Source organism: Citrobacter sp. Cf088, from assembly GCF_030334295.1.
In the GTDB taxonomy this organism is placed as follows: Bacteria; Pseudomonadota; Gammaproteobacteria; order Enterobacterales; family Enterobacteriaceae; genus Citrobacter; species Citrobacter freundii.
Genome location: NZ_JAOWEE010000026.1, coordinates 29,776 through 55,474, shown reverse-complemented (window position 1 = coordinate 55,474; position 25,699 = coordinate 29,776). Strand labels below are relative to the sequence as shown.

36 protein-coding genes are annotated in these 25,699 nt (G+C 49.8%); 14 read left to right on the top strand and 22 right to left on the bottom strand.

All coding sequences use genetic code 11. The features are described 5' to 3' along the window. From OGV71_RS01865 to OGV71_RS01855, 3 genes are read left to right on the top strand one after another with little or no spacing between them, the layout of a single operon-like run. A complete protein-coding gene (locus OGV71_RS01865; protein WP_197385924.1) occupies positions 1–387 on the top strand; it encodes a S24/S26 family peptidase in 387 nt (128 codons plus the stop codon). Between the two features lie 7 nt (positions 388–394). Beyond that, positions 395–691, top strand: a complete 297-nt coding sequence (locus OGV71_RS01860) for a coiled-coil domain-containing protein (protein WP_197385923.1) — start codon at positions 395–397, stop codon at positions 689–691. Next, on the top strand, positions 678–986 hold the full coding sequence (locus OGV71_RS01855) for a hypothetical protein (protein ID WP_197385922.1): 309 nt from the start codon (positions 678–680) through the stop codon (positions 984–986). Before OGV71_RS01860 ends, OGV71_RS01855 begins: the two co-directional genes overlap by 14 nt. Before the next feature lie 307 nt (positions 987–1,293). Here the strand turns inward: OGV71_RS01855 and OGV71_RS01850 are convergent, their stop codons facing one another. The 3 genes from OGV71_RS01850 to OGV71_RS01840 all read right to left on the bottom strand — a co-directional run bounded on the left by OGV71_RS01850 (position 1,294) and on the right by OGV71_RS01840 (position 3,427). Continuing rightward, on the bottom strand, positions 1,294–1,635 hold the full coding sequence (locus tag OGV71_RS01850) for a hypothetical protein (protein WP_197385920.1): 342 nt from the start codon (positions 1,633–1,635) through the stop codon (positions 1,294–1,296). Positions 1,636–1,649: 14 nt separating this feature from the next. Further along, on the bottom strand, positions 1,650–2,219 hold the full coding sequence (locus tag OGV71_RS01845) for a DNA-binding protein (protein ID WP_197385919.1): 570 nt from the start codon (positions 2,217–2,219) through the stop codon (positions 1,650–1,652). A gap of 803 nt (positions 2,220–3,022) precedes the next feature. Beyond that, on the bottom strand, positions 3,023–3,427 hold the full coding sequence (locus tag OGV71_RS01840; protein WP_151237608.1) for a hypothetical protein: 405 nt from the start codon (positions 3,425–3,427) through the stop codon (positions 3,023–3,025). A 160-nt stretch (positions 3,428–3,587) separates the two neighbouring features. On the opposite strand from OGV71_RS01840, the gene OGV71_RS01835 reads away from it, so the two are divergent. After that, the gene (locus OGV71_RS01835) at positions 3,588–4,037 is read left to right on the top strand and encodes a DUF6884 domain-containing protein (RefSeq protein WP_220755895.1); all 450 of its coding nucleotides are present in this window, start codon (positions 3,588–3,590) and stop codon (positions 4,035–4,037) included. A gap of 309 nt (positions 4,038–4,346) precedes the next feature. Further along, a complete protein-coding gene (locus OGV71_RS01830) occupies positions 4,347–5,219 on the top strand; it encodes a RepB family plasmid replication initiator protein (protein ID WP_071444869.1) in 873 nt (290 codons plus the stop codon). 364 nt (positions 5,220–5,583) lie between these two features. Here OGV71_RS01830 and OGV71_RS01825 read toward each other — a convergent pair whose 3' ends face one another. The 3 genes from OGV71_RS01825 to OGV71_RS01815 are packed head-to-tail and all read right to left on the bottom strand — an operon-like array spanning position 5,584 to position 7,156. After that, complete coding sequence (locus OGV71_RS01825; protein ID WP_197385918.1) at positions 5,584–6,090, bottom strand: hypothetical protein; 507 nt, start codon at positions 6,088–6,090, stop codon at positions 5,584–5,586. Positions 6,091–6,092: 2 nt separating this feature from the next. Beyond that, positions 6,093–6,875 carry a hypothetical protein gene (locus OGV71_RS01820; protein ID WP_220755896.1) on the bottom strand — a complete coding sequence of 261 codons (783 nt, stop codon included), beginning with the start codon at positions 6,873–6,875 and terminating at the stop codon, positions 6,093–6,095. Beyond that, entirely contained in the window at positions 6,872–7,156 is a 285-nt protein-coding gene (locus OGV71_RS01815; protein ID WP_071444871.1) for a PAAR domain-containing protein, read from the bottom strand. Before OGV71_RS01815 ends, OGV71_RS01820 begins: the two co-directional genes overlap by 4 nt. 154 nt (positions 7,157–7,310) lie before the next feature. On the opposite strand from OGV71_RS01815, the gene OGV71_RS01810 reads away from it, so the two are divergent. Continuing rightward, complete coding sequence (locus OGV71_RS01810; RefSeq protein WP_126510731.1) at positions 7,311–7,937, top strand: division plane positioning ATPase MipZ; 627 nt, start codon at positions 7,311–7,313, stop codon at positions 7,935–7,937. After that, complete coding sequence (locus OGV71_RS01805) at positions 7,934–8,227, top strand: hypothetical protein (RefSeq protein ID WP_126510733.1); 294 nt, start codon at positions 7,934–7,936, stop codon at positions 8,225–8,227. Before OGV71_RS01810 ends, OGV71_RS01805 begins: the two co-directional genes overlap by 4 nt. A 211-nt stretch (positions 8,228–8,438) precedes the next feature. Here the strand turns inward: OGV71_RS01805 and OGV71_RS01800 are convergent, their stop codons facing one another. The 6 genes from OGV71_RS01800 to OGV71_RS01775 form a co-directional block, all read right to left on the bottom strand. After that, entirely contained in the window at positions 8,439–10,637 is a 2,199-nt protein-coding gene (locus OGV71_RS01800; RefSeq protein WP_243457033.1) for a Dam family site-specific DNA-(adenine-N6)-methyltransferase, read from the bottom strand. Beyond that, a complete protein-coding gene (rdgC, locus tag OGV71_RS01795) occupies positions 10,627–11,535 on the bottom strand; it encodes a recombination-associated protein RdgC (protein WP_071444874.1) in 909 nt (302 codons plus the stop codon). Before rdgC ends, OGV71_RS01800 begins: the two co-directional genes overlap by 11 nt. A gap of 66 nt (positions 11,536–11,601) precedes the next feature. Continuing rightward, positions 11,602–12,207: a baseplate protein gene (locus tag OGV71_RS01790; protein WP_071444875.1), complete on the bottom strand. Its 606-nt coding sequence runs from the start codon at positions 12,205–12,207 to the stop codon at positions 11,602–11,604. Between the two features lie 43 nt (positions 12,208–12,250). Beyond that, positions 12,251–13,231, bottom strand: coding sequence for a tail length tape measure protein (locus tag OGV71_RS01785; RefSeq protein ID WP_197385916.1), 981 nt, complete (start codon positions 13,229–13,231; stop codon positions 12,251–12,253). 2 nt (positions 13,232–13,233) lie between these two features. Continuing rightward, the gene (locus OGV71_RS01780) at positions 13,234–13,998 is read right to left on the bottom strand and encodes a baseplate (RefSeq protein ID WP_240498904.1); all 765 of its coding nucleotides are present in this window, start codon (positions 13,996–13,998) and stop codon (positions 13,234–13,236) included. After that, positions 13,995–14,756, bottom strand: a complete 762-nt coding sequence (locus tag OGV71_RS01775; RefSeq protein WP_151237602.1) for a phage tail protein — start codon at positions 14,754–14,756, stop codon at positions 13,995–13,997. The genes OGV71_RS01780 and OGV71_RS01775 overlap by 4 nt, the downstream gene beginning before the upstream one ends. 153 nt (positions 14,757–14,909) lie before the next feature. Here OGV71_RS01775 and OGV71_RS01770 point away from each other — a divergent pair, with 153 nt between their 5' ends. Beyond that, entirely contained in the window at positions 14,910–15,221 is a 312-nt protein-coding gene (locus OGV71_RS01770; protein WP_000558568.1) for a type II toxin-antitoxin system HigB family toxin, read from the top strand. Next, positions 15,218–15,637: a helix-turn-helix domain-containing protein gene (locus tag OGV71_RS01765; RefSeq protein ID WP_000990392.1), complete on the top strand. Its 420-nt coding sequence runs from the start codon at positions 15,218–15,220 to the stop codon at positions 15,635–15,637. The genes OGV71_RS01770 and OGV71_RS01765 overlap by 4 nt, the downstream gene beginning before the upstream one ends. Before the next feature lie 36 nt (positions 15,638–15,673). On the opposite strand, the gene OGV71_RS01760 is transcribed toward OGV71_RS01765, so the two are convergent. The 3 genes from OGV71_RS01760 to OGV71_RS01750 are packed head-to-tail and all read right to left on the bottom strand — an operon-like array spanning position 15,674 to position 17,854. Continuing rightward, the gene (locus OGV71_RS01760; protein ID WP_071444878.1) at positions 15,674–16,876 is read right to left on the bottom strand and encodes an OmpH family outer membrane protein; all 1,203 of its coding nucleotides are present in this window, start codon (positions 16,874–16,876) and stop codon (positions 15,674–15,676) included. Then, positions 16,869–17,198: a hypothetical protein gene (locus tag OGV71_RS01755; protein ID WP_000121260.1), complete on the bottom strand. Its 330-nt coding sequence runs from the start codon at positions 17,196–17,198 to the stop codon at positions 16,869–16,871. Before OGV71_RS01755 ends, OGV71_RS01760 begins: the two co-directional genes overlap by 8 nt. Beyond that, a complete protein-coding gene (locus OGV71_RS01750) occupies positions 17,195–17,854 on the bottom strand; it encodes a maturation control protein (protein WP_186805022.1) in 660 nt (219 codons plus the stop codon). Before OGV71_RS01750 ends, OGV71_RS01755 begins: the two co-directional genes overlap by 4 nt. A gap of 253 nt (positions 17,855–18,107) precedes the next feature. Between OGV71_RS01750 and OGV71_RS01745 the strand changes: the two genes are divergently transcribed. Together OGV71_RS01745 and OGV71_RS01740 are read left to right on the top strand one after the other, a co-directional pair. Then, on the top strand, positions 18,108–18,245 hold the full coding sequence (locus OGV71_RS01745) for a hypothetical protein (protein WP_165612481.1): 138 nt from the start codon (positions 18,108–18,110) through the stop codon (positions 18,243–18,245). Further along, complete coding sequence (locus tag OGV71_RS01740; RefSeq protein WP_071444879.1) at positions 18,217–18,447, top strand: hypothetical protein; 231 nt, start codon at positions 18,217–18,219, stop codon at positions 18,445–18,447. The genes OGV71_RS01745 and OGV71_RS01740 overlap by 29 nt, the downstream gene beginning before the upstream one ends. Positions 18,448–18,693: 246 nt before the next feature. On the opposite strand, the gene OGV71_RS01735 is transcribed toward OGV71_RS01740, so the two are convergent. Further along, a complete protein-coding gene (locus tag OGV71_RS01735; RefSeq protein WP_071444881.1) occupies positions 18,694–19,332 on the bottom strand; it encodes a Ref family recombination enhancement nuclease in 639 nt (212 codons plus the stop codon). Between the two features lie 145 nt (positions 19,333–19,477). Between OGV71_RS01735 and OGV71_RS01730 the strand changes: the two genes are divergently transcribed. The 3 genes from OGV71_RS01730 (at position 19,478) to OGV71_RS01720 (ending at position 21,600) form a co-directional block, all read left to right on the top strand. Beyond that, entirely contained in the window at positions 19,478–19,918 is a 441-nt protein-coding gene (locus OGV71_RS01730; protein WP_071444882.1) for a phosphatase domain-containing protein, read from the top strand. A gap of 22 nt (positions 19,919–19,940) precedes the next feature. Further along, the gene (locus tag OGV71_RS01725; RefSeq protein WP_071444883.1) at positions 19,941–20,432 is read left to right on the top strand and encodes a hypothetical protein; all 492 of its coding nucleotides are present in this window, start codon (positions 19,941–19,943) and stop codon (positions 20,430–20,432) included. Positions 20,433–21,168: 736 nt separating this feature from the next. Then, positions 21,169–21,600: a hypothetical protein gene (locus OGV71_RS01720; RefSeq protein WP_071444884.1), complete on the top strand. Its 432-nt coding sequence runs from the start codon at positions 21,169–21,171 to the stop codon at positions 21,598–21,600. A 32-nt stretch (positions 21,601–21,632) separates the two neighbouring features. Here OGV71_RS01720 and OGV71_RS01715 read toward each other — a convergent pair whose 3' ends face one another. From OGV71_RS01715 to OGV71_RS01690, 6 genes are all read right to left on the bottom strand, one after another. Next, a complete protein-coding gene (locus OGV71_RS01715; RefSeq protein WP_126510745.1) occupies positions 21,633–22,307 on the bottom strand; it encodes a hypothetical protein in 675 nt (224 codons plus the stop codon). Between the two features lies 1 nt (position 22,308). Next, positions 22,309–22,779 carry a hypothetical protein gene (locus OGV71_RS01710; RefSeq protein WP_071444886.1) on the bottom strand — a complete coding sequence of 157 codons (471 nt, stop codon included), beginning with the start codon at positions 22,777–22,779 and terminating at the stop codon, positions 22,309–22,311. Further along, the gene (locus OGV71_RS01705; RefSeq protein WP_071444887.1) at positions 22,772–23,254 is read right to left on the bottom strand and encodes a helix-turn-helix domain-containing protein; all 483 of its coding nucleotides are present in this window, start codon (positions 23,252–23,254) and stop codon (positions 22,772–22,774) included. Before OGV71_RS01705 ends, OGV71_RS01710 begins: the two co-directional genes overlap by 8 nt. A gap of 82 nt (positions 23,255–23,336) precedes the next feature. Then, on the bottom strand, positions 23,337–23,789 hold the full coding sequence (locus OGV71_RS01700) for a hypothetical protein (RefSeq protein WP_071444888.1): 453 nt from the start codon (positions 23,787–23,789) through the stop codon (positions 23,337–23,339). Positions 23,790–23,798: 9 nt separating this feature from the next. Next, positions 23,799–24,119: a hypothetical protein gene (locus OGV71_RS01695; protein ID WP_081364652.1), complete on the bottom strand. Its 321-nt coding sequence runs from the start codon at positions 24,117–24,119 to the stop codon at positions 23,799–23,801. 81 nt (positions 24,120–24,200) lie between these two features. After that, a complete protein-coding gene (locus tag OGV71_RS01690; protein WP_234105101.1) occupies positions 24,201–25,226 on the bottom strand; it encodes a tyrosine-type recombinase/integrase in 1,026 nt (341 codons plus the stop codon). Between the last annotated feature and the right edge of the window lie 473 nt (positions 25,227–25,699).

Below are 25,699 nucleotides of genomic sequence, written 5' to 3'. Positions count from 1 at the left end.
ATGGCCCTGCGCAATAATACTGTATATAAAACCAGTATTATTGCGCGAGGTATTCCCGTGGGCTTTCCATCACCAGCTAATGATTATGTCGAACGCCGTCTTACCGTAGACGATATCTGCCAGAACGATGCTAACTGCGTAACGATACAAACATCGACAGGCTACGCCGTTGTTAACCGCTCATTCAGGCCAAAACAGCGCAACCTGGTGCTGATCTCATTCTGCGGTCGTACTCACTTTGCGCGTGTTATGGGGAGGGCGTTGATAACCGACGACGGCGAAGCCATTGAAGGGGATGCTCTTGATGATGTAACGGTCATGGGAGTCGTTACATTCCTCATCAACTCCGCATTAAATGCAGTCACTGATGAGCTACCCGTAATTTAGGGGAATTATGCCAACTAAAACTGAACTCCAGGCCAAATGTGATCAACTGGAGAGGGATAACGCAGAACTTGTGCGCCAGCTGCAGCGTCTGGAAAGGCAGCTCTCCGGGCAACTTCTTCCTGAAGAATGCCAACCGGCAGATATGCCGACAAACCTGATGGCGCTGATGAAAAAGCACAGGGTTCCGTGGGAGGTTTTTTGGTGCTATGAGCACGAACGCTGGCTTGATGAGTTGTGTAGTAGCTTCCCGCACGATACCTATGGGACGTGTCCGGGATGCAGGGGGGAAGATGGCAGTCACTGACGAGAGCATTTACTTCAAAATGCTGAGAGAACGGCGGCTGATGCGTCAGCAAATAGCGAGCCTTGAACGCCAGCTGCGTGAGGCAGAAGAACGCTTAAATTGCTACAGCACCAACCAGAGTACGATCCCGCCAATACCGATGACAGCGCAGGTCCAAGAATGGATGTTTGAGTATGGTCTGCCGTGGGAGGTTTTCTACTGCTACGATCACAAGCACTGGGTGGACGAGCTGGATAATAGCTTTCCGTATTACTGCGACAACCGATGCCCAAAATGCCGTAAACAAGCTGGGTAGATGGTCAACTATCATTCTGCAGGTAATTTCCCCCGCGCGGTTAACCATGCACGGCGTTTCAACATCCAGTTTTGAAACGCCGGGGTATTTTCAACCTGCAGCACTTCTTTTTGCCTCCACGCCATAATGGGACCTGCTTTCTGAGGTTTTCCGAGAAAATCTGAGATAGCCTTATCAGTCCAAAGTCGCGCTTTCAAACCGCTTTTACTGATCCATTCAGTATGCCAGGCATCACTGGCCCTCGTTCGCATATCAGCTGCGTTGTAATATAGCCTTACCGCCATTGATGCCCTCACTACATGTCTTTTTACTGAGCTTGTTTTAGCCCGTATTCCCCGCCATAAAAGCTAAAGGCGCTCCATTCATTAGGAAGCTCTTTCTTGTCGAGCGTGTAATGGTGGACCACATAGCCGTCGGCTGCGTCCTCATAAACCAAGCTCACGTAGCCGATGCGAGTTAATTTCCCTGGTTCTTTCACAGAATAGATATCACGGAGATATACCGGATATTCAACGACTATATCTGGAGAGTTAGCCCCCATTGTCTCTTCACAGTGCTGAAGTAGCTGATCGTTCATTTCTGCAACTGAGTCGTGGTCGTACACTTCCAGGTAATTACCCCAGTCACGGTGGTATTGAATTTTTGCCATTCTCGAATTCCCTTTTATCCGTTCTGCACTTCACGGATGCGTTTAATCACAACGTCCCGTAGTTCACTTAGCGCGTTTGCTTCATTACCCAGCTTAGAGATAGACAGCTCAAGCTCATGGCTATACCAGGCCAACTGATGGAGATTCATTTGCTTGTGGTTGAGGGTAGGTGCGACCTCTACAAAATCATTTCCTTCCTGTCTTAAGTTAAACAAACTCATTTCTTCTACTGTGGCGAACTCAGCAATGACGACCTGCTGGTGGTCTGGACGCTGGGGCTGTCGAATGAGAATGAACGGAGGTTCTGTCGAATACAGGAACGTCGGTTGCGCGCGTGTTTTTACCCACTCAGCCTGTTTTTTTTCTGCCAGTTCGCAGGCTTCATCATAGGTGTTTGCTTTGCCAAACAGTGTTGGGCGGTCCCACGCTCCACCATTCAGACAGTACACCAGGAATGCGCCGTCATGGGTGATGCAGTAAGGATGATCCCACCAGGTGTCGAGCTGGTTCTTAGATCGTTTGTCGTTTGGTGTAATGTCAAAATTGGCAGGCAATTTGGGGTCTAGAGGAATACAGTTAGCCATAGTATTTCCATATTTCCATGAGGTTTATGCTCATAGATTACACTGTGTGTATAGGGAATAAAGCTAAATTGTGAGAAGAGGGCCCGCCTAAGCGAGCACCTCTTTGCGCACTGAAATTAACGATCTTTCCAGTATTCCAGCAGGGTCATGATAATGACCGCTACAGGGTGCGCAAGTTTCAGCAGAAGAAGAAACATGGCATGAGCCTCTATTGTCTCCGTGCCTGGCTGCAAACACTCTTACACTTGCCTTTGCAGTTTGTGTATCCGTAGTCGCCAGATACATTCGACACGAATTTAGTGGGAATGAGGTTTAAGCATCACCAAAAACCTGGACAAACTAAATTCACATTCAAATCAGTAGTAAACGACTTTTACGTCTAAAAAAATTGAAGAATGCTGCTCCTTTCGTTAAGCTTCCCTCAGTCGCCAGATACATTCGGCACGGTAATTGAGCCGCAAACTCAACTACTGACTGAAAGGCCCAGTCTCATCAACTGGGCTTTTTCTATTTTGGGTTAAGACCAAAATAAAAACTACATGTAGTGGATGCTTGATAAAGTAGACGCTATATGGTGAGTATTCTAGTAGGGATTCTTTTCAGTACAAGAGTTGATTTTAAGGTTAAATTGAGGTTGCAGAAGGGGAATAATAGCTAAGTGCGCGTCTTATAAGGCCTGGCAGATATGTCAATAATTGAGAAAAAAAATAGAAAATTTGATCGAGTGCCGTATTATTCATGCGCAACAAGTCAATTCTCTATTTTTTAACGCAAAATAGTGTATGTATGCACAGTTAAATCAGCTAACGCTGGTTCTCAAGACTTTCGAATGATTCCTCAATTTCCCACGGAACAGACTTAAATCTCTCAATCGCCTTAAACACATCCCCCGCGCTGGCGGTCGGTTCAACTGCACCTTGCAGCCACGGTAACAGGGCTTCAATGACACGAACCTTCATCTGCTCGCCGGAAGCGAGTAAACGAGCCTGGTATGCTTCAATATCAGCCACCAGCGCAGACTCTGCTAAGCGCTGAAATGGTTCGCCTTCGCTGGGTGCATCCAACTGCTCCAGGCGCTCTTTAATACGCTGCGTATCGCGCTTTACTGCATCAGAAGGCGTGGTTGCAAACCATAACTGGCATAGGTGATCGGGGATAACGATCGTCGTGCGCGTACCGGTGCCTTTCCTCACATAATTCACTTTCATACTCATGTCCTGGCTAATCTGGTTGATCACATCATATCTGTCGAATGAGCCTGAGTAAATATTTACTCTTTATCATTGACTACTGATTATGAATGAGTAAATATTTACTCATTCAGCCGGGAGCATGGTGCAGCCGACGATGAGAAATCAGGAACAGATTATGAAACATAGCTTAATTCTCATGTCCTGCTCTGCGACAAAGGGTAGGGCAACTGCCCCGGCAATAGACCTTTATCAAGGGGTCATGTATTCGACGTTCCGCGCGAACGCACCGGTAATATGGCCAGCCGTTGTCATCTTGTCAGCAAGGCACGGTTTCATTGACGCGAACAGTATCATTGAACCGTATGAGCAACGCATGACAGCTGCGCGAGCCGGTGAAATGGTCGCCGAACTCTCTGCTTTCGACTCTATAGAATGGCCCTCTGGAGTACGCTCAATACTGCTTGCTGGTGGGAAGAACTATCAGAAGGTGATGTGGGCAGCGATTGAGCGCCGTATTAAACTCGGCTTGCTTGATGCCAACATCATTATTGATCAAACGAGCGGCGGTATCGGTTATCAACGGGCGCAGCTAGGAGCCTATCTGCGAAATCTGGCCCACAACTAACTGATAGTTACAGAAATTACGCAAATGACTTAAGGTGGCTAAGCGGTGAGTTATCCACTTATCCACCTGATAGATCAATTCTTTTAGTCCAATAGAGATCATTAAAAGATCAATAAAGATCACCGACGCTGTATCTATTTGATATAGGTAAAGAAAACGGCAGATCGTACGGTCACTTTCATAATAAATACGGTCGCTTTCATAAATAATACGTTTACTTTCATAATAAATACGGCTACTTTCATAATCCGATTACGGTCACTTTCATAATTTGCTTGTTTTTTAAGCTACCTATGTGGATAAATAGGAATGTCTTTGAATAACAATGAGATCGTCAGCCCCTTTGCTGTCACTAAAAAAGATTCAGACACAGTTTATGAACTGACGCCAAACAGCAATAAGACAGTTCAGCCTGTCGCCTTGCTCCGACTTAGCGTATTTACGCCTGTATCGCCACGTGAGCGCGGCAAGCGTGATTTCCTCATAGACGCATCGGATGAGCTTTCCAGCCTTGAGGTGGCCCGTAGAGAGGGCTACACAGACATTAAAATTCACGGCGCTAAGTTAAATATGTCCACGGATTTTAAAACGTGGGTAGGGATCATTAGCGCTTTCAGTGTCTATGGCTTCACATCTGAAAAGATAACCCTGCCATTTACTGAGTTTGCGCGGATGTGTGGTCTACGTCCAACGGATATTAACCAGCGCGCGCGTAAACGCTTGTTTGACTCCATGTTTAACCTTTCCAGTGTGACGCTTTCCTTCCGCTCCAAAGACGGAAAAAAGGCCATGGTCACGCACCTGGTGCAGAAAGCCACGCTTGATACAGACTCTGACCAGGTTGAGATTGTTGGCGATCCGAACCTGTGGGAGTTGTACCGCTACGACCATAAGGTGTTACTGGGCTTAAAGGCGCTGGGTGAGTTATCTCGTAAGGAAGCCGCTCAATCGCTGTATATCTACTTCGAGTCCATGCCTTCCGGCACGTTGTACGTATCACTGAAGCGCTTACGTGAGCGTCTGGCGATGCAATCTCGCGTCTGCGACCAGAACGTTGTAGTTCGTCGCGCTATGGCTGACCTTGTGTCTATTGGCTATCTGGAGTTCTCTGAAGCGAAGAAGGGCAGGGAGGTACAGTTTATTATCCATTCCCGCTCGCCAAAACTGACAGCCTCCAGCTGAGGAATACGGTTAGTTTCATAATACGGTTAGTTGCATGCTCTCGCATGCGTATACGGTTAGTTTACTGTACGGTTAGTTGCATGTTTTACCCCGCTGCTGGTGATAGCAGGGCTGAATAGTAGACCTGCAGGCGCGATGTTTTATGAAAGTAACCGTATTTACTGGCTCCATTATGAAAGTAACCGTAATTAAACCCGGGCCGAAAAAAAGGCCGCTATTGCAGCCTTTCCCATACCCATCATCACACCATCAAAGCTTCATGTTGTAGTCAGACCGGATTGCGTTACGCGAGTTGCATTCTTCAATTGCATCGAACAGCACCATCGTATAGGCAGGGTATAGTTCCAGGTGTTCTGGAGGATCTTCAGGAATCAGGCACGGTAGGTACGCTTTGGCTTCCTGCTTTGGTAGGCTCACTACCTTTGTAACGACTATTGGCTCTGCGGTTGACTTCCTCGGCGCGTTCCCGTTGCATCCTGATAACACCGTCAGGAAGACGCAAATTGCGAAGCCCCGCCTTCTGGAGCTGTTTAGTAAGGTTTGAAATTGCATCTGCTGTTTCCTGTTTCTGTTTGCTTAGCTGTTCTTCCAGATCACTCTCTTTCTTATTGCTTTCAGCCTGAAGATCGGCGCGCCTTTGCAGTTCAAGCCGCAACTCTTCGTTTTGCTCTTGCTGTTGCTGGAGAGCGACACTCAGGCCGCGTTTTTGGGCATCAAGGTTGTCGTTGTCTTCCTGCAGCGTTTTGTTGTCGGTTTCCAGACCTTTTACGTACTTAACGTGATCTGAATAGGCGTTATATCCCTTAATCAATACGTAACTGAGTAGGGCCAGCGTGACTGCTATAACCGGCGTTCGCCAGGCACTTAACATGTTCATTCCTCTTTGAGTGCGTCTATAACGCCGGGGGGCATGATTGACGCTATGGCTTGTGACATAACAGGATCGGCGGTTAGCCCTACCGTCAGTGTTATGGCTACGGCATTAGCCAGTGATTTTGTGGCTACAGCCGTAGAGTTATTTACCCGGTCTGTGTAATCGCTGGTTACTGTGCTGGTGGCATCAAGTACCGAAAACAGCGGGGAAAGCGTTTCAGTTGCAACTTTCAGCGCTTCAATTTCAGCTGGTGTGAAGCTGGGCGGTACCGGTGGGGGAGTTGCTTCTCCTTCACCTCCGGGCGGAACGGCGGCGGCAAGCATTTTTTCGTTAATGATGTTCATCGCATCTGACAGTGCAGTTAGCTCAATATGATTCAGTGCGTCGATCATGCTTTCACTGGTGGCGGTGTCACATAACCCTTCCACCAGCGCAAATGGCGGTACCGGCGTTAAGCGGTTGCCTTTTGCATAGCATTCCCAGCCGATTTTCATCTGCAGAAGATCCGATGGCGTGGTGTACCCCTGAATCGCTGCAATAAATCGGCTGGCCTCCGCAGCTGCTGCAGCCAGTGTATTGATGTATTTGGGTAGCATATCCGTGTACCCGGATATTGATGGAGGGTATGTGACGTCAGCCAGGTAAAGAGCGGTAACGGCACTCTTTAGGCTGTCAGACAGGCCTGTCGCTTTGCGGTAACTAATAATGGGCGCTGGGGTCGCTGAGCCTTGTGCCGTCAGGATGCCGAAAGCATCAATTTGTTTATCGTTATCTAACATCATGCCACCTGAAAAAAATCATCGCCGGTGGCTACCACTGAGCCGCACGACACGGGATCGGAAACGCATGCGATAGGTTTCCCGTTTATGGTGAACCAGGGGCGTGTAGATACCGCTACGCCGCTGTGAGTGGAATTGCCGTCTGAGTGATCGGGGAATAGGTTTCCATCCACCAGCACCGGCTTTCCATTGATGGTTAGGAATGGCTCTGCTTCTGCTGTTTTCCTGGATGGAAATCCACCATGACCAGAGCAAACGGAATCAATAGTTCCTGCTGCGCTCATAACGCCTCCTGTGTTGGTTACGCAGCGAAAGGGTAGGTGGTCTGTGATTTACTCTGTGAAATGCGCATATTGGGACGCTGGGTGTTTGTTTTTTTTGTTATTGTCACATTATAATAGTGTCATTCAATGTGACAGTATGACGCGGGGTTGCACGATGATTATATTACTGGGGTCTCAAAAGGGTGGCGTGGGCAAATCGACGCTGGCCGTTTCTATTGCGGCGTATCTGCTGGAGTTAGGGAAAACCGTTATGATTGTCGATGCCGACGATCAGAAGTCAGTTCTGACCTGGTATAACAACCGTGATGAAAATTTGCCGCGCGTACCAGTAGTATCGGCTACCGGCAACATCAAAAACACTCTCTTAGAAATGTCTCAGCATTATGATTTTGTAATAGCTGATAGTGCTGGGCGAGACAGTAGCGAGCTACGTTCCGGGCTTATGGCGGCTGATGTATTTATTTCCCCTCTTCGTCCTTCACAGATGGATCTGGATGTTGTGCCGCACACCTGTGAAGTATTCACTGCAGCTAAAGATTTCAATGAAAAGGTTCGCGGGTACCTTGTTCTGAATATGACGCCAACCAACCTCTTTGTGAATGAAGGTAATCTGGCGGCAGAAGTGCTGAAAGACTTCCCGGCAATGGCTCAGGCTTCAAACCGTGTTTGTGACCGTAAAGTTTTCCGTGACACGTGGGCGTCAAGCACAACCATTTTTGAAGCGGAGAATGAGAAGGCAAAAGAAGAGATTCGTAATTTAGTTGATGAGGTGATTCTGTGAGAAACCGTGCTGCAACCAAACCTGGCGAAGACGCTTTTATCACTGGAGGCTCTGCCAATGCCGGTGTTGTTCCCGTGGTGGCATCAAAAGGCCGCGCGAAAAGCCGACCGGTTACGGTGTCACTAACCGATAACTATTTGAACCAAATAACCACTCATTTACAGCAAGCTGCAGCTGAGGGGGAAGTAAGCCTCACGCGTACAGATGTTGTTAAAGCTGGCTTGCTGGCTCTGGCAGAACTACCGCCAGAAAAGGTTATGAATTTCCTGAAGCAGACGAAAAAAGACTGAACTGATCTACGGTAAGATGATTAAGCCCACTTCGGTGGGCTTTTTGTTATTAGAGTATGGGGTCCAGCTTACGGGGGATAACCCCATGCGTCAGCGCGCTCTGTATCGCCTACTGCGCCGACTTCCACGAAAGCGACCTTGCAACCCGGCCCCTTTGCACTTTCGGCCCTGAGTAGCCAGCGTTTGGCTATTTAGTTTAGTTCGTCGTGCGTCATGCGGCCCCCAGCGTAGCAATGATATCAATGGCGATTTCACGTGAGTCGCCTTTGCATGACATAGAGCGGCGCGCAAACAGGTCGCGCACGTTAAAGCCAGCTTTGCGGTATGCCTCAACCAGTTTCTCGTTGCTGGAGTTCGTGGCGATCACACGCGCGCCTCGCTGGTGGGCTGCAACCATTTCATTGAGCAATTGCCATTGGTGTTCGTCGGTGAACGTAGTGCCGGTGTATGTTGTGAATCCTTCCTTACCCGGTAACGGCATATAGGGCGGATCGCAAAACAGCACATCGCCTTCACCGGCCTGGCGGATAGTGTCCACGAAAGACTGGCAGTGAAATTCGCATGAAGGAGAGAGCTTGCTAAAGGCTTCCATTTCATCTGCAGGGAAATAGGGGGCTTTATACTTGCCGTAGGATGAGTTGAACCCGCCTTTTAGGTTGTAACGCATCAGGCCATTGTAAGAATGGCGGTTGAGGTAAAGAAGTGCCGCAGCGCGTTCCAGTGGTGTGTAGTGAATACGGTTGAACTTCTCGCGAATGTCGAAGTAACCCTTTTCGGAGTTATACCCATCAAACATTGCCCTGGCTTTATCCACCAGCGCGCCGGGGGTTTTCTGTAGTGCATGGTAAAGGCCAATAAGGTCAGCGCTGGTATCCCCGCCGATGTATCGCTCAAAGCCTTGTGCATTGAGGAATACCGAACCAGCACCGACGAACGGCTCAATGAGGCGCTTACCCGATCCAATAAACGGCATGATTTGGTCCAGCTGGGCATATTTCCCGCCGGGCCATTTGAGGAACGGGCGTACAAAAGACGACGTATTCACCGCCTTAGAGGTTTTGCGTTTTTTCTTTGTCATTTTCTCAACGGTTTTAGGTACAGGAGAGGGGGATTGCAGTGGTGCATTAACCGGTAATTCGCTAAGAATGCGTGTCATCAGCCAGCGCATAACCGGAACTGCCATACTGTTGCCAATGGCTTTATAGCGCGGTGCATCTTTTGACAGGCGCTGTATCTCATCGCTGGATAGTTCAGGTCTTTTTCGTCGTAGGTATTCCAACTCATCGTTAGTAAGCCGCTTGAATCGGCCCGTGGGGATATGGGTATGACCGTCAGGCATACCCTGCAGGCGTTCACATTCAATAGGTAATAGGCGTCGAATTTGTGATGATGGATTGCATAGTGTGAGGGTGCTATCTCTCGCGCCGCCTAATCCGGCTGCATTACCGGCACGAATAGTTGCGGCAGTATTATCGGTGTTCCAGAAGCCGCGCCCGGTTTCATTAAATACTATCGGGGCTTCATGATTGCAGGTTAGAGTCGGGCTGGTATCGTCCTGAGTTATTTCGGCTCCGGCCTGCCCGGTTGCCATACATATTGTGTTTCGGTAATTCTTGCCACCAGCGCCTGTTGCATCTTCTCTGGTAGTCGTTTCCCGCGGCTTTCTGCTCGGCGGAGTATCCCGGCACATGCTTCCCGGCTCAAAAAGTACCGATCCGGGATCAATTCCTGCTCCAGCACATGCGACAAGGAAGACTCTACGGCGGCGTTGGGCCACTCCGAAATATTTAGCGTCTTTGACGCACCAGGCCACGGTGCGGCATCGTCCAACAATGTGACCGTGCTTTGTCCACTTAGGAACATGTAACCCGGCCTTTGCTCTCCATCGCCAGAATCGACCGTGTTTTCCGCGCGCCGGTCGTTCACCTGGTTCAAACGGATCATATTCGCCAACCAATCCGGCAAGAAAATTGCCGTAGGCGTTGTCACTGCTGATAAGGACGCCGGGTACATTCTCCCAAACGATAATAACCGGTGGGAGGTTGTCAGCAGCTCTGACTTCATCAATTGCATTCGCGATCTCTATAAATTTTAAGGTGAGTTGGCCTCGCGGATCAGCCAGACCACCGCGTAACCCAGCAAGAGAGAATGCCTGGCATGGCGTACCACCGACCAGCACATCTGGCGCGGTGATTTCACGCGCCCGGATACGCGCGGGGAGTGTCGTCATATCGCCCAAGTTGGGAACGTTAGGCCAACGGTATGCCAATACTTCAGACGGGAATTTTTCTATCTCGGCAAACCAAAGAGGTTTTAAACCAAGCACCTCCCATGCAAGGCTTGCCGCCTCTACGCCGCTACACACTGAGCCATAGGTCAGCTGGTGGCGTATTACTTGGTTAGCGCTCACAGACGCCACCCAGCGCAACGGTGAGATCGCTCATCATGGCGTTGAACTCGCCTGAGAAAAGTATGAAATCAGCCACCAGCCGGGAATGAGCGTCTTCACGATCGATATCGTCATTCTGGTCGCGCAGCTCGTCGGCGAAGTTAATGGCTTTGATCGTCATATCATCCATCAACCGAAACGACATTCGGTCCCGCCAGTGCAGTCCCGCAGCGGTCGCCAGCTTACCGGCTTCCAGGTGCGTAGATATTTCATCGCTAAACAGATCTTGTTTGCTAACGCGGAGTGCGCCGCCATCTTCCAGAATGGCTTTAAGCACGGCATCAGAGCCAATAGTGAAACCTGCTGGCATCTGATTTGATTTGAGCCAATCGGTCATCGTCAGCTCAATGGGGTTTTCCATCATCAACGGCACAACGGGCAGAGAACCGATGGTTTTACGTAACAGGGCCAGTATGTTTTCTGCAGTTCTGGCGCTACCGGCTTCGACGATAACCCGCTGCAGGTTCAGGTCTATCCAGACGTAGTGCATGGAGGACTTGGTGAATGCGCGCGGAATGAGAGCCATCAGCGCTTCATCTTTGAGGGCCAGACGTTCGGCGCGGCGAACTTTACGGCCTTGCGTGTTTTCTACCTTGTTTACACGCTTCGCCACTTCCTCGTTGACTACATGCGTGGGGAGTATCTTGCTTTCATTGCAATAGCAGATCAGGTAAGAGCCTTCATGCTCAATAACCATTGTCTCCGGGGTAACGTTAACCCAGCCAGACGTAGCCATATCCTGAGCTGCACAAGGCGTGAAAGCGAACTGGGCTAATTGCTCGTGAAACGCCTCGCGTGACAGGGAAAAATCACGCGAAAGGCGATAGATACAGACGTTTTTTAAGAAAGGAGATTTCATCCTGTGATTACCTACCTGATAAAGACAGGTCGATTAAATCACATTATGCCTTAGAATTGATGTTATTTATTTTGAAAAATCAACTTGCGATGCTTTGCCGCTCAGCTTGCCAGCTGCAGTTAGGTCCATTGCTGTGCCTGCTGTTATTTCTGTTTTACCCTTAGATTTTAGGCTGATTTTTCCACCAGCTTTTACAATGAAGTCTCCACCAGCATCAAAGACCACATCACCAGGTCCGATAATGTAGGCTTTACCGTCCTCATTCATGCCTATGCGCGTACCAGCTGCAGTATTGGCTATCTCATACCCGCCACCAGCTGTACGAACCTCAAAAACGTTATTGCGATGCACAACAAAATCTTCACTTGGTGTGAATTGTGGGCGCGCTGGCGCACCATCAACCGGCGGCGGCTCCCACGCGGAACCTTGCCCGGACGCTTCAGGCGCAACGTTAGGAACCCCGCCAGGCGAATCGGAGGCTGCGCCGACAATCAACGGTCGTCGTGTATCAGGCTTTCCCCGAACATCGGTATATGGAAACTCTACCCACACCAGATCACCGGTAACTGTTGGTGTAAAAGCATTGCCAATGGGCATCATGTATTCCGCCCACGGTAACGATTCATCCGGTACGCCAACCCAATCCGGCAAAACCCTTACTTGCGCGCGCATTAATCCGCCAGGGTGCTTAGTTCCCACAATGACAGCTCTTTTCTTACTCAATGTATGGCACTCCTAATATCATGCGCGTGATATACGATATGCGGTCTTCGTAATGCGCTACTCGCTCAACAATGAAGTTTTTCGGGAGGGATTCATCTACCTGGTTTTTCTGGTCGTAGCGATGGATCTGGATACCGATCACCATGCCTGCAGTGATATCTGTGTTACCTGATACCTCAATGTCTAATTTCGGTACCAGGACCTGCTGCATGTTCTTCAGCGTGGACATATCTGCATCGGAAACATAGCGAACGGGCAGGGAGGCGTCCCCAGTTTCGACATACCCATCAGTTTCTGAGTAACCAACAAAGCGATACTGGCTATCCTGTGTGGCGGCAAAATCCTGATTGATGTGCTCGGAACGGCTGATCGTGTATTGAGCTGAGGGGTTATTGGACTCATACACCATCGCCGCTTTTGTCTTGATTAAGCGCGCCATTTCCTTCACGTAAAACTTACCGCGCGCTATCCACACCAGAGCGCCATGATCGGCAGCTATTTGGCTGAGCACCAGCGATGGCTTTTCTCCCATATTTAGGTGATACGTTCCTGCTTTTTTAAACGTATCAGCCTCAACGGTTAAAGAACCTGCAAAGTCTTTGAGAATGTCTCTTGGCTGTCTGTTTGAAAACAGTTTTGCTGCGCTGGTGGGCGTCTTGATTGTCTTCAGAGCGTCAAGGATCGCCGTTATCTGGACCACATCACCCTGTGCTGGTGCTGACGTAACGAAAAAGGTTTCTTTTACCGTCTTGCGGTCGCCGGTGGGATCGCCCGTTTCGACCACCAGCTTAGCGCCGTAGGCCGCTTTGTATTCGTCAACAATAGAACCCGTGGCATCCCTCACCTCCAGACGCAGAAGGGGGCCGGTAAGCGCTGTTTTCTCAATGTAGAGAACCGAATTTATCCAATCTCGGGGGATGACCTGATCGTTAAGCGTTGCCGACTGAAGAAAGTATTGCTGTAACTGAGCCATAACTAACCCTGAGTGCCGCTGTACGTATGAACACGAACCTCGCTCGCATCGACCTCGAACGCGGTTAGCATGTCTGCCATAACCGTTAACGTCGCCTGGGCTGCAAATATCCGGTTTTCGGTGATCGGCGTTGATAAATCGCTGTAGCCGATAGCCTTTGCATCCTGGAAAGAGCAATCAATTTCCGTTTTTGCGTTAACCAGATAGTCGATAGCCGTAAAGCTGGTGGATTCGCGCCAGCGTAATGATGACGCTAAGGTGTTACACATCAGGCTGAGAGTGGATTTTTCGGCAGCAATCAACGTAACGCTGTAGGTTAGCAATACCTGCATGGCGTCCACCTCAGCGATCGGTGTTTCGCCATCATCAGCCATTAAGTCTCCTACTTCGCGCCGATGACGTTGGTTGTCGTTATTTTCGTAGTCAGCGTCAAAGGTCCGTGAAATGTTGATAAACGGCATGGCATCGCGGTTAATATTTTTATCGGATGGAATGCTACGGCGTCCGGCAGCTGCGCGACGAACCGCGCCCAAAAACTCAACCACGTTATCAAAATTGCCCACGAATACGCGGTCTTCCGGCTTACGCTTCAGGAACTCTGCAAACCGCTCACGGCCCCTGTTGGGGTGAGTCACTACGACGTCGCTGAAAATTTTATTAATTTCCCGCGCCACTGCTTCATCGATCGCGGAAAATCCGGTTATTTCGAACTTCCCTGTACGTGTTTTTTTCCACTGGCGCGTTTTGGCTAAAAGTTCTCGACTCATTTAACGATCCCTCCCTCAGTTGTATCCATGTTTCGTGCAGGAATGCAGTAATACAGCGAGCCGACGTGCTGTGTACCTAAGCTGTAAATGCGATGTACATACCACCAGCGCTGGGCCAACTTCCCGGATGCCATTTCTTCATTCCAGGTGAGTATTGAACCGATAGAAACGTTTTCTGCGGCTATACGCAGTAACTGAAGCTCATCACTCAGCCCGTCCTGTTCGCCGTCAGAATCAACGGCCTGAAATGAATCCCGTTCATCAGGACAATCCAACACCTTGACCGGGACCGGATCGAGATAGCGTAGGTCACGCTGGTTGTTGTTCAGTTCGGTGTAGGACGGGCCTTCAATACCGCTTTCTTCGTCAACCTCGCCCACATCCTCGGGGTCTGGTCGAAAGAGCAGGGCGTCAAAGTTATCCGGGTGCAGGTCTATGAATTTCATCCAGTCCTGGCGCACCATCGAATTGAGCGGGGAGTGGCCTTTAAAACGCGGCTTCAGACTTATGTCCTGGTCGCGTGTCGCCAGTTCACCTGGCAATGCTGCGACCGGCGCGCTTTCTGTTGAGCCTATCTCATCAAAAAGCGTTTCTTCTGGCTGCTGCGGGGCAGCAATATCCACCTCCACCAGCTCATCCATATCGGTAATTGCTGGTGGGGTGGCTTCGGTTGTTTCCTCTGGCTGGATAACGGCAGGGCTAACCGGAGTGACTGTTACCGGCCTTATGTCGTCAAACCATTCATCAAAACGGCCCATTCTGTGCCTCACTGACGGGGTTAATTTGCGTATGTGAGCACTGTATGGAGATTGTGAATTGCAGAGGCACTAATTATTTTCAGTTTCCAACTTGTCAACTCTGCGGGAGTGCGATATTATGTTTCCAAGATGGAAACACAAGGAGAGCGAAGGATGCACGTTGTATCGAGAGCACCTTTCGATACAGCCACCAGGCAATTCCCCAATCAGGCAGCGGCACTAGACGACGTATACCGGACTTTGAAGAGAGAGAACTACACTTCACCGGACGAAATGAAAAAACGATTTGCCTCGCTGGACAGAATGAAATATCGGGAGAAGTGGTGGGTGATCGATGTTGGCGGTGGGAATTTAAGGGTGATGTTTTTTGCTGATTTTGAGCGTGGGAAAATCTTTATAAAGCACATAACCACACACGCCGAATACGACAAGCTGACAGATTTTTACCGGAGAACTAAAGAATGATGTACACCGATGCTATCCAGGCGGCAAACAGCCTGGTTAGCATTGTCCCCCTCCTGGGGGGCAATGCCTCTCGCAAGGACTATGAAGACGCGCTGACGCTGGTTGAATACTTGGTTGAACACGAGCCAGATCATCCGCTGGTGGACATGCTGGTTGCGAAAATTGCCCAGTATGAAGATGAGGCGGAAGAGTTCGCGGAGTTCAACGACCGTATTGCAGCGTTACCAAGTGGCGTGGCCCTGCTGCGTGTCCTGATGGACCAGCACAAACTGACTCAGAGTGATTTTGAGGAAGAGATTGGTAAGAAATCGCTGGTGAGCCGCATCCTTAACGGGACTCGCTCATTAACACTGGATCACATGAAAGCACTTGCGCGGCGCTTCAACATTCCGCCAAGCTCATTCATGGACGCGTAAAACAGCCCCCTGACCGAAAGGTTGGGGGCTTTTGCATTAACCCCTGCCTTTGTTTTTCACGTAGTCCAGGAAGCGTTTTTCGGCATCCTGACGTGATACACCAGTCATAACCATCGCATCAATAAACGCCTGGCGTTCCACCTTGAAACGGTCGGCGAGCTGCTGCTGCAGCACCTTGTTTTTATCCTGCTCGGCTTTAAGCTTTTGCTGACTTTCTTCTGCCTTTGCCCGTTGTTTTTGCGTCATTTTCCGGGCTTTTAGCAGTTTGTCGCTGAGGGTGCGTAGCTTTGTACTGTCTCGCGCAATCTGATTACCCAGCGCTTTCTGGCGGCGCTGGTATTTATCCCACTCCTGACGCATCGCCCCCTGGTTAGTCTGTGAGTTACGGTTCTTGTTGAATCTTTTCCGGTCTTCCTCGGTGAAATGCTTAGTAGTACGCCGCTTGTCGTCACCGAACCCTACACGCTTAGCGGCCTGCAGCATGGCCTGACCGATCCGCAATTGCCAGCTTGCCGACTGGAGTCGGGTCATTGCGTGGATCACGTGCTTACAGGCGATCCCTTTGAGATTAGGGTTACGGATTTTGGGGAAGGCGTATTCCTTTGGTGGTGCCAGGGCAAAGTTACCGGCGGTCGCGATGTAGCGATACCAGTATTGGTGACGACCACAATCACAATCAAAGGATACACGACCGGCACACAGCTTTTTCGTCACTTTTACCGCGCTAGTCTCATCCCCCAGCTCATCAATTAGTGAATCCCATTCCTCAAAACGCACTTTCACGCGGTGATGCTGATCTTCGGAGCGATCTGATGCCTCCACGCTGACCGTGACGACGTTATGTTTCAATGATGAAGGCACGGCGCGCTTAATGCCGGAACCGTCGTCTACGGCGTTGTTAGCACGCTTAACGTCGATCGCTTCACTTCCGGCTATGAGCTGGGCATAGGTGATCCCGGCAACGCCTGAATTGAACGTCTGTCGGATATCCTTGCGGCGGCTTTCAAATGCCTTCAGGTCTTCGACCGTGAAGAACGTACCGCCTTTTTTCTTCTTGCCAAGCGAGAGGATATCTTCGGCTGTTTTGTTCTTCAGTGAAAACGGCGTCAGAGTGCGGCGAGCGGCGCGGCGCTTGCTTCGCTTATCCTTCTCAATCTGGTTGAATAGGCGTTCGAACTCGCGCGCGCTGAGGCCTTCTGTCTGGTATCGCCCGTTACTGGCGCGGGGAAAATCAGCCACTGATTAACTCCACCGTTCCCGACGCATAGTCGCGCATCCGGTCACGTATCCAGGCCACCGGCGGCACGGTTAATGTTGTGCCAACCGGCATGGCTTCAGTTTCAGATTCATGCCCCACCAGCAGGCGGAATACCCAGCGTAATTCTTCATTACCGTAACAGCGAAACGCCGACAAATCAGAACGGTAAACCTCATCGGGCTTGATGGTGTAAGAGATGTTGTCGGCGCTGTAGCTGGTGGCCCGTGCAATGACTTCCTGATGAAACAATGCCAGCAGGATAGGATCGTCAATTGTGCGGTCATCCAGGCGGTTGTAACTCATAGAATGACCTCGTTATCACTGATTCGCTGCCCGGTTAGCGATGGCGGAACGGCGTTTGCACTGGTCACTTCCTGATGCTTAATGAGGTTCCCGAAAACGCGTAATAGCGGGTGCTGCTCGCGTTCTTCGCCGCCGCCGGTCATTGCTTTGATGTACGCAGCAGAGGTGACAGGATGGTATACCGTGGCAAAACAGCACATGATCGTGAGCAGGTGCTCGGGTCGAATATCCTGCCAGTTGATGTGATACACCTCGTCACCGGCGGCGTTGTAATCAATGTCCACGATAGAAGACGGGATCTCATATGCGCCGGGGTTTTTCTCAGGAAGAGAAATGGCTTTCTGGAGGCGCAATTCGTTGTAGCGCTCGATGCCGACGAGAACGGCTGCGCGCGAGTCTGTATGTCGCGTCTTCAGTGAAACATGGTGAGCGCCGCTTTCACTCGCAATGGTCCCACTGGTTTCATCCACCAGCACCTTAAAGTCAGCTTTAAGTAGCTTCTCGATGGCGGGGATCACTTTTACTCGTTGTTGTTTTAATGAGTTGGGGAGTGGTTTCGGGATGCTCATTATCAGGTTGTTGTCATCGTTATAGATAGCGGTGACATAGAGCGGGTTTGATGTTGAGAGACTGAAAACAGCTATTTTTTGACTCAATTTTCTATCCTCCAGAAAGCAAAAAGGCCGCGATTGCGGCCCCTTACTGGCTATTGATGTTCCCAACCGCGCTAAAGCAGGAAGTTAAATTGTCAAAAGTACCCTCAAGGGAACACAACAGCTGCGAGGATTTTATGCGGTTTGTACTTTGTGTTTTTTCATGTCAAAGGAAAAATTATTAGTCACGGTGAGTTGAGTAAGGGTTGGTTGACCTCCTTCATAATCAAGAATAGGCAGCTTAAGCGGTGGAATTATGTATCGTTTACGCCATACTGGTCTGCGTGAATTCAACCGCTTGTTTTCGGTGACGTTTTCGCAGCCGGTGTACTCGGCGATTATGACAATCAAAAAAGGAGAAGAAGATGCCTTGGAAGAAAAAGGTTGGGCGTAGCTTTGGATGTGCTGATGGAGTTTTTGCTGGTCATCCAATTGACCAAAAAGAAGCAAAATCAGCAATAAAAGACGCAAAAGCGAATGGTGCTTCATTTGATGATTTTGCTAAAGAAATGACTTCGTATCTTGGTGGCGCGCATCCTAATGCAACCAGCGAGCATGTTCGTAAGCAAATTGATCGCGCCAGAAAGATGTGGTGATAAGAAAGCAGGCAGTGTGTTAGCTGTCTTCGTTGTCGGGGTTGGCGCTTTTATGCCAGTCCCGTTGTTCCTCAGTATTGAGGCCGCACGGCGGCTCTGTCTTACTCCACTTACCAGCCCACCAATATTGTCCGTTCCGGCGCTCACAGGTTCCGCAAATCTTGCAAATATGGAGTTTGGTCAATCCATCCAGTACATATACGTGACCGTGGGGATTTAAGGCCCGTTCCGTTGTTGTGCGAGCCATTAGCGCCCCTCTCTGGTTATTCCAGCCTGTTTGTAGGCCATGAGTAGCAAATCCTCTTCCGAGGCGTTCAGGCGCGTAAATTCGGCCTTTCCGCCAACATTGCCGCTGGCATGAACCGGCACCAGCCACGGGTATTGCTCTCGATCTGCTTTTGAGGCCGCGTCCTGGTGATGCCACCGGCACAACGGTAAAACATCCATATGCGCGCCAGCTGCAGTGCGCCCATTTACATGATGCAGGCTGACAATTGGCTGGTGGTGCTTATGCAGCCAGCAAGCGGTGCAGGGGAGTTTGGCTAACGCATCCATTACGCGCCGTTCGTCTGCAGTTGGGGTTCGGCCTTTCAGTCCTCGCGTTGAGGTTTTGCGGGGTTTGGTAACGGTAAGTGTTGTACGTGGTTTCTGTGCCGATTCCTGTCGCTTAATGCGCTGTTTTTCACGCTGCGCTTCCTGATACTCCGGCGAACGGATACGGGCTAATCGTTTTTCGGCGGATCGTTGTGCTGCCGCCTGGCGTTTTTCCTGTTGATGTTGCCGATAAGCTGGGTCAGCCAGCTTGGTTTTCTGACGCTCGCGCTGCCGTTGCGCTGCGATTCGCTGTTTTTCGTAGAGTGCATCCCGATCCTCTGTACTAAGCATGAACAACCCTTTTAAAATACCTTAGATTTAATGGTATTCTCAGAGTATAAAACGGAATGTTGTAATTTATCCATTCGATAAATACAAACACCTTAGAATTACATTTAATTTTTATTGTTCACTTACGAATGACAGGAGTGTTTTTGTGACCACTGCAGATATCGTGGTGTTTGACCTGGACAATACGTTGGCTGACCACCGCCACCGTGAGTATCTGATTCCTGGCCCGGACATGATGGGTTACGCGCCGAACTGGGACCGTTTTAGCCTGGCGTGTGAGAAAGATACTCCCATCATGGCGAATATCGCGTTGCTGGTGGCACTGAGCAGACATTACAGGATTTTCATACTTACCAGCCGGGGAGAGGTGGCCTATGCGGAAACCGCTGCCTGGTTATCGCTATTCCAGATCCCTTATGACCGCCTGATCATGCGTGGGGAGAAAGAGCACCGACCACCAGCTGAGGTTAAGCGCGACTGGATCAGGAACATCGGTACCGAAAACATTTTGTGTGCGTTCGATGATAACCCGGACGTGTGCGCCGCTATCCGTTCTATGGGCGTTACCTGCCACCAGGTCGCCTGAATCCATTACAAGGAAGCCAGCAATGAGCGACACCCACCAGATAGACCAGATTGCTTTAATAAGTGCCATTTCTACAGAACTGTGCCGCCAGATTCCTGGCCTCACTGTAGACCACCGTTACAACACGATAATCGAAGCAGCCAATTTAATCGTTAAGGAGTTCGCCCGTAAGCCTGTCGTGGGCTTGAAGGGGGTAGGATTGAATGCGTGGCTTGCCAGTGATGATGTGGGGGCCAGCAGTCTTTATATGGCAGCTATGCTGACGGGGAGCTGTAGCGCTGAGCATGCTTACCCCCGTGACGTTGATGATTTTGGGCGCTGCGTTCGAATGATAGAGGCTGTGTACCAGGAAGGGGCAAAGGTTCCTCTGGACCCTATGCTTAATTGCGGGCCTCATTGGGCCATGGTCACAACCAACTGGCTGTCATGGGAAACGATGTACAAGGCAGAGAAGTTTGCGGAACTCCATGAGGCGATGCGTGAAGCGTATGCTGCAGTAGCCGTCGGTAACTAACCATATAGGGGGTACAATTACCCCCTTTCCTACCTAACTTTCTAAGCCCGTGTAATCGTCCGTCTTTGTGGCGGGAAATGTGACGTCGTATCGGCGACTGTAATGGTACCAAGGTCGTTGCCTTGTTCGTCATACTCACGATACGTGTAATAGTCCGTATCACGCCCTTTGCGGTCCTCGTTTCGGCTACTGATTAACTCAAATCTATGGTTTGGGTTCAGGTTTAAAGCCTCGATATATTCTTCATCCATGTAAAGCCTCGTTTTTGTTTATTGAATAGCGGATTAATCATAGACCACTACGGAGCGTAAACGTACTGTTGGTTATTCAATTACACAATCTTTCAATATGAAGATTTATTTTAAAAGTAAAGATAACAAGCTTTAGTTTGATTTTCATGTTCAGCCCTTTGTTTTTATCATTTCTCGTTGGTGGCTATGTTATTTTCTTCAGGGGCAGGTGAGCAAATGAGTTTTTATAGTAACCTGCTCATTGCCCTCCTTTAGTTGTTATAATTAAAATTAAAGTAAACCCTTAGAAAATAATGTCTAATAGCCAACACACCCAGTCATAGCAAGAAGCCATGAGCCACAGGGCGCGCGGCAGCTGACGCGCTCAGGTTGGGGCGTTAAAGATTATTGCTTAATAACATACTATTGTTGCGGAAAGTCCTATAACCTATCTCGCCAGATATAAGTGAAAGCATATTTATTGCTTTTTAGTCTGGTAGGGAAATATGAAAAATATAAAACGGGTTTTAATTTCTGCATTGCTAATCTCTGTTCCGACAGTAGGACAATCCACCAGCTTACGTGCGCTTAATTTCGAGTGCGGTACGCGCAAAGTTATCATTTATCAGGACTCAGGCATGGTCGCGTTAAATGGTAATAAAATGGATGACGTAGAGTTTAAAAAGGGAGTGGAGGGTTACATTGTCAACTTCGCGGAGTATGCAGCTGCTGGTGGCTCCCGGACGGCGTACAGCTTGTGGTTTAAACCCGATTTAACGAAGGGCCAGATGCCTGCGCTAATCCATCAGTGGCTGAATGCCGACAGCAAGCCCCGCAAAGAGGCGGAAGTAGACGCCTGCAGCTCACCAACTCAGATCGTGGCTGATAACCCTAAACCGTCAATGCTTGAATTGTTAGCGGAAGATGCTGAAGGGTGAATAACAGCCCCCTGGTGGGGGCCGGTCGGTGATTACTCAGGAACGCGCGCGGCCTGCTTTAGCTTAGCGGTCGTAAACGCTTCTTGTATCAAGTCTGGCGACGGACCGACTACCGCGAACTTATCAAGCTCCGGCGCGCGGATGAATGCAGGTGTGCTTTCCAACAATGCCAGGGTACGCGGGTGAGGGACCACGTAATGTAGCTCCGGCTGCGCGGCATCGTGCTCCCCGATATAGACCCAGGCTTGTTGGCCCAGCCCCTGTACCTGCAGAAACACCATTGCAATAGCCATGGGTAAAACGGTGTCCTGGTAAGAATGGGATTGATGACCGTTTGTCATAATGTCGCCGGTGCTCGGCTCCGGGTTATTCTCGACCTGCCAGCCACCAACTAAACGACCTTCAATAAACACGATCGGATTGACTACCATCGGCACCAGGCGCAATAGCCGTTGCGCGAAACTGGCATCCTGTGACGGCACCATTACCTTCGCATTCAGATGCTCAGATATGCTATCCACGTCCTCTATCTGCGTGTCTGGTGGCGTCCAGTAGCGCTCGCTACCGCGCTCCCATACCGTAACGCCATTGGTATTAATGGGGGTGAAGCCGGTAAGGGTAAACAAGGCCAGATCAATATTGTTCTGGTCGATTTCGTTGCCATCGAGGGTGAAGACACTCACCCCTTTGCCGATGATGTATTCCATGTTATTTACCAGCCTTTGCGGTTACATCCCCTTTGGGTTGACTAGTGCTTTTAGCTGATTTCGGCACATCAAAGCTGTCTACTTCTTCCAGCTCCGGGCAGACAATCTTTTCCAGCATTGCACGGGCGACAATCATCCCCGCTTTAGGCTCAAATGATTTACCGCCATCGTCGATCACCATACGCAGAATAAGCTCTGAATGGTCGCCAGGCTCCACCAGCGCTACGCATTCGGCAAGTCTGGCATGGTTAGCTCTTGCGATATCAGGTGCAGAGTAAACCTTCAGCACGTGGCCTTCAGGGACGTTAAACGCCAGCCCTGTTTTCAGCCAGTACGCCTTTGCGTGATTACCGGCATTGCGGATGACGGCCTCAAAACGAATGTCTGTAGCCTCAATAGGGAAAGTAGAGCCACCAGCCAGCATTGGTACCGTTGCGCCTTCATCAATCTTGCAAATCTGTAATTTACTCATGGATATTTTCCTGTGTTTTAAATTTGTAGTACCGGCATGCTGCCGGGAGTGGTTTGTCTTGATAGGACTCAATCAGTCCCAGCTTTTTCAGCCTTGCGGCAGATCTCAGAAATATCGTTCGTGACACGCCGTTTACCCGCAGCATGTCGCTTGCCGTAATGACGCCTCTTGACTGAATGAGTCGCAGAATCTGTAAATCCACGCGATAAAGGCGGTACGGCTTCATGCCAATAATTCTGGCGGGAGTAACCGCGAGCCGGTACCGGCATCCGCTCCGGGCCAGCGTCTTGTTTTCAAGAAAGTCACGTAGCGTTTTGCGAATGTGATCGGTGCTGACGCCAGGTAGAAGGGCGGTAAAATCCCGGCGGGAAAGCGTCAGGCCGCGCTTTTCACCGCAATAGATCGCGATAATGGCGGCGGCAACGTCCGGGTATGGAGAAGAAAAGATCTGTAATTGTGGGAAGGCGTTGTTCAATTTGCTATCCTGTCAGTGGCTTTTTCAAAGGCTAAATCGCAATGAAGAAGGGGGGCTGTAATGGCCCCCTTTTTTCTGTCTATCACCCTTGTTCCCATCGTTCCCCGGTGTCAGCACACACCATTCCATGACAGACACGTCCCTGGTCCTCTCTGTACGCCATTCCCCCGTAGCGCTGGCGCTGATTGAAGAACTTTCTACCGGCAAGGTAGGCGTAAGGGCTGGTGGAGTCCTCCGCGTCATCAGGATTACCGGCCTCCGCGTCAATTATCCCGCGCTGGAACTCGTCAAGAACGTCGCGCCGGTCGTCGAAACGGATCACTTCTCCATGCTCCTGGTCGCGGCAAAACTCGATCACCCCGTTCTTAACCAGAGTGGCTAATGTCTTGGGATGCTGGAAAATGTCAGGACCGAAGTAATATCCACTGTATGAGTCCACATAAGACCCGTTGCTGAAGTTGCCGACTGGATCATTTATGTCATGGGCGCTTGCAACGGCGACGAACAGGCGCACAACGTTTGACGATACGGACATTCGCTTCTCTTACGCTGGTTTGTGGCGACTGGAATATTCCAGTCGGATTGGCCCGGAAAACACGTTATTGATGCGGTCAACTAATGGCTGGTGCTCGTTCTGGTAGTAAACCAGCAACTTGCGCGCTGCCGTTTCGGTCACTCGCTGTACGTACTGGCAAGCGGCGTTACGGTCCGGGTACTCTTTTTCAAGCGTCAGGAGGGGGGTTACTTCGGATTGGGTGGCAATGCCAAAAACTACCACGGCACGACCATGTTTGATGCCTGCAGTAAAACTAACCTTGCAATGGTCAATGACAAAGTGTCTGTGAAGCAGGACAAGATCCGACATAACACCTCCTTTGGCGTGTGTCCGATTTTGTCCTAATAACAGTCACGTTACAACAAATAAAAGCCTTAGAATGATATGTATCTACCTTTCCATGATGTCACTCATGGCGCTGTTTTCGTTCTTCAGGCGTCGTAAATAGCGCATTACTGTCTCTGGTTTTGACCATGTTCCTTCGTGCATTATCTGCGCCATACTCACACCGCGCTCAGCCATATCTTGTGCAGCTCCGACCCGGGCGCTATGTCCAGACCACATTTCATACCTGCCTTTGTTGGTAGTTTGCGATGGTCTGCCCAGCAGCCGCCAGGTATCCTGGAATATTTTTTCCAGTGAAGGCGTCGTCATCGGCGTTTCTGATATCTGTACCCGATCATTTTTAAATACACGACAAAACACAACCGCGTCGGGATGGCTGATCAGCTCTGAAGTATTTAGCCATTTTTTCAACATGTTACTGGCTGGAACACTCAGATGCTTGATGACACCTGCGGCGGTCACGACTGTTTTTGTGTGAGAAATGTCCATGATTATCCGCTCATCGTTAACGGATAAGTCTTTTACCCGGATTCGGGCGATTTCCTGTATTCGAAGAAGCGAGTTATAGGCTACATACAGAAAAGCGAGGTTTCGCAAATCGGCAAGCCGGTCGGACTGGGATAAAATATGACTGGCTAACTGCAGGTCGGCGAGCCGGAACGGGACGGCCTGTCCGGTTTTCTCTCCGCCAAGAACGGACTGGCGGCGAATTTTCTTCATCGCCAGCTGCACTTCTGTACTGTTTTTTAGATCGGGAAGCCCACAAATTCGGGCCAACATGTTAAGCATCGCAAAATGATTGGTGATGCTGGTGGATGCAACACCGGCTTCATGTAGTTCCAGAAAATAAGCTCTGGCGCAATCGGGCATAATCGGCAGCGGCGCGATCTGATTTTTCTGGCACCACACAGCCCACGCCCGGACAACCGATGTTAGTTTTTTGAACGTATTTTCAGAATATGCCTCTTTATCCGCCATGAATTTGCGTAGATTCTGTGCAACTTCCTCTGGAGTGATCCCCGTAAGCTCGGGAAAACTCGAATTCATGTCGATAATATTCGGATAGTTCAAGTTATGACCTCCTTGATAACGTGAGAACCGTGTGAAACGGCCTCATGCAAAATACATACTTTCTAAGAAACGACGTGCTACGTAAAAAATAAGGCCACCAGCAACGCCAATGGTCCCAATCTTTCACAGGCCTCTAAAATGATCACCAAGATAACCCGTTAAACTGATCATAGCACGTAACTTTATATAACCCCCATTATCTATAGTTATTTTTTTGCCTATTTTGGCTCAAACGTGAGTGAGCTTAGAATCAAAAGTATATATAAAGGGAAAGGTTTGCTTTAGTATGTACCCATGACAGGCCACATGAATGAGCTAACTCAGGATGAGGGCGATGGGATTCAGGTCGGTCATTGTGTTACCTGGTCGTCGTTACCTCAGATTGGTGATCATTTTGCGTGATCACCTGCCAGACGACGTGACACATAAGGTGCTGGAAGCATGGCTTTATTGAGATCGCTGTCTTTCTAAGG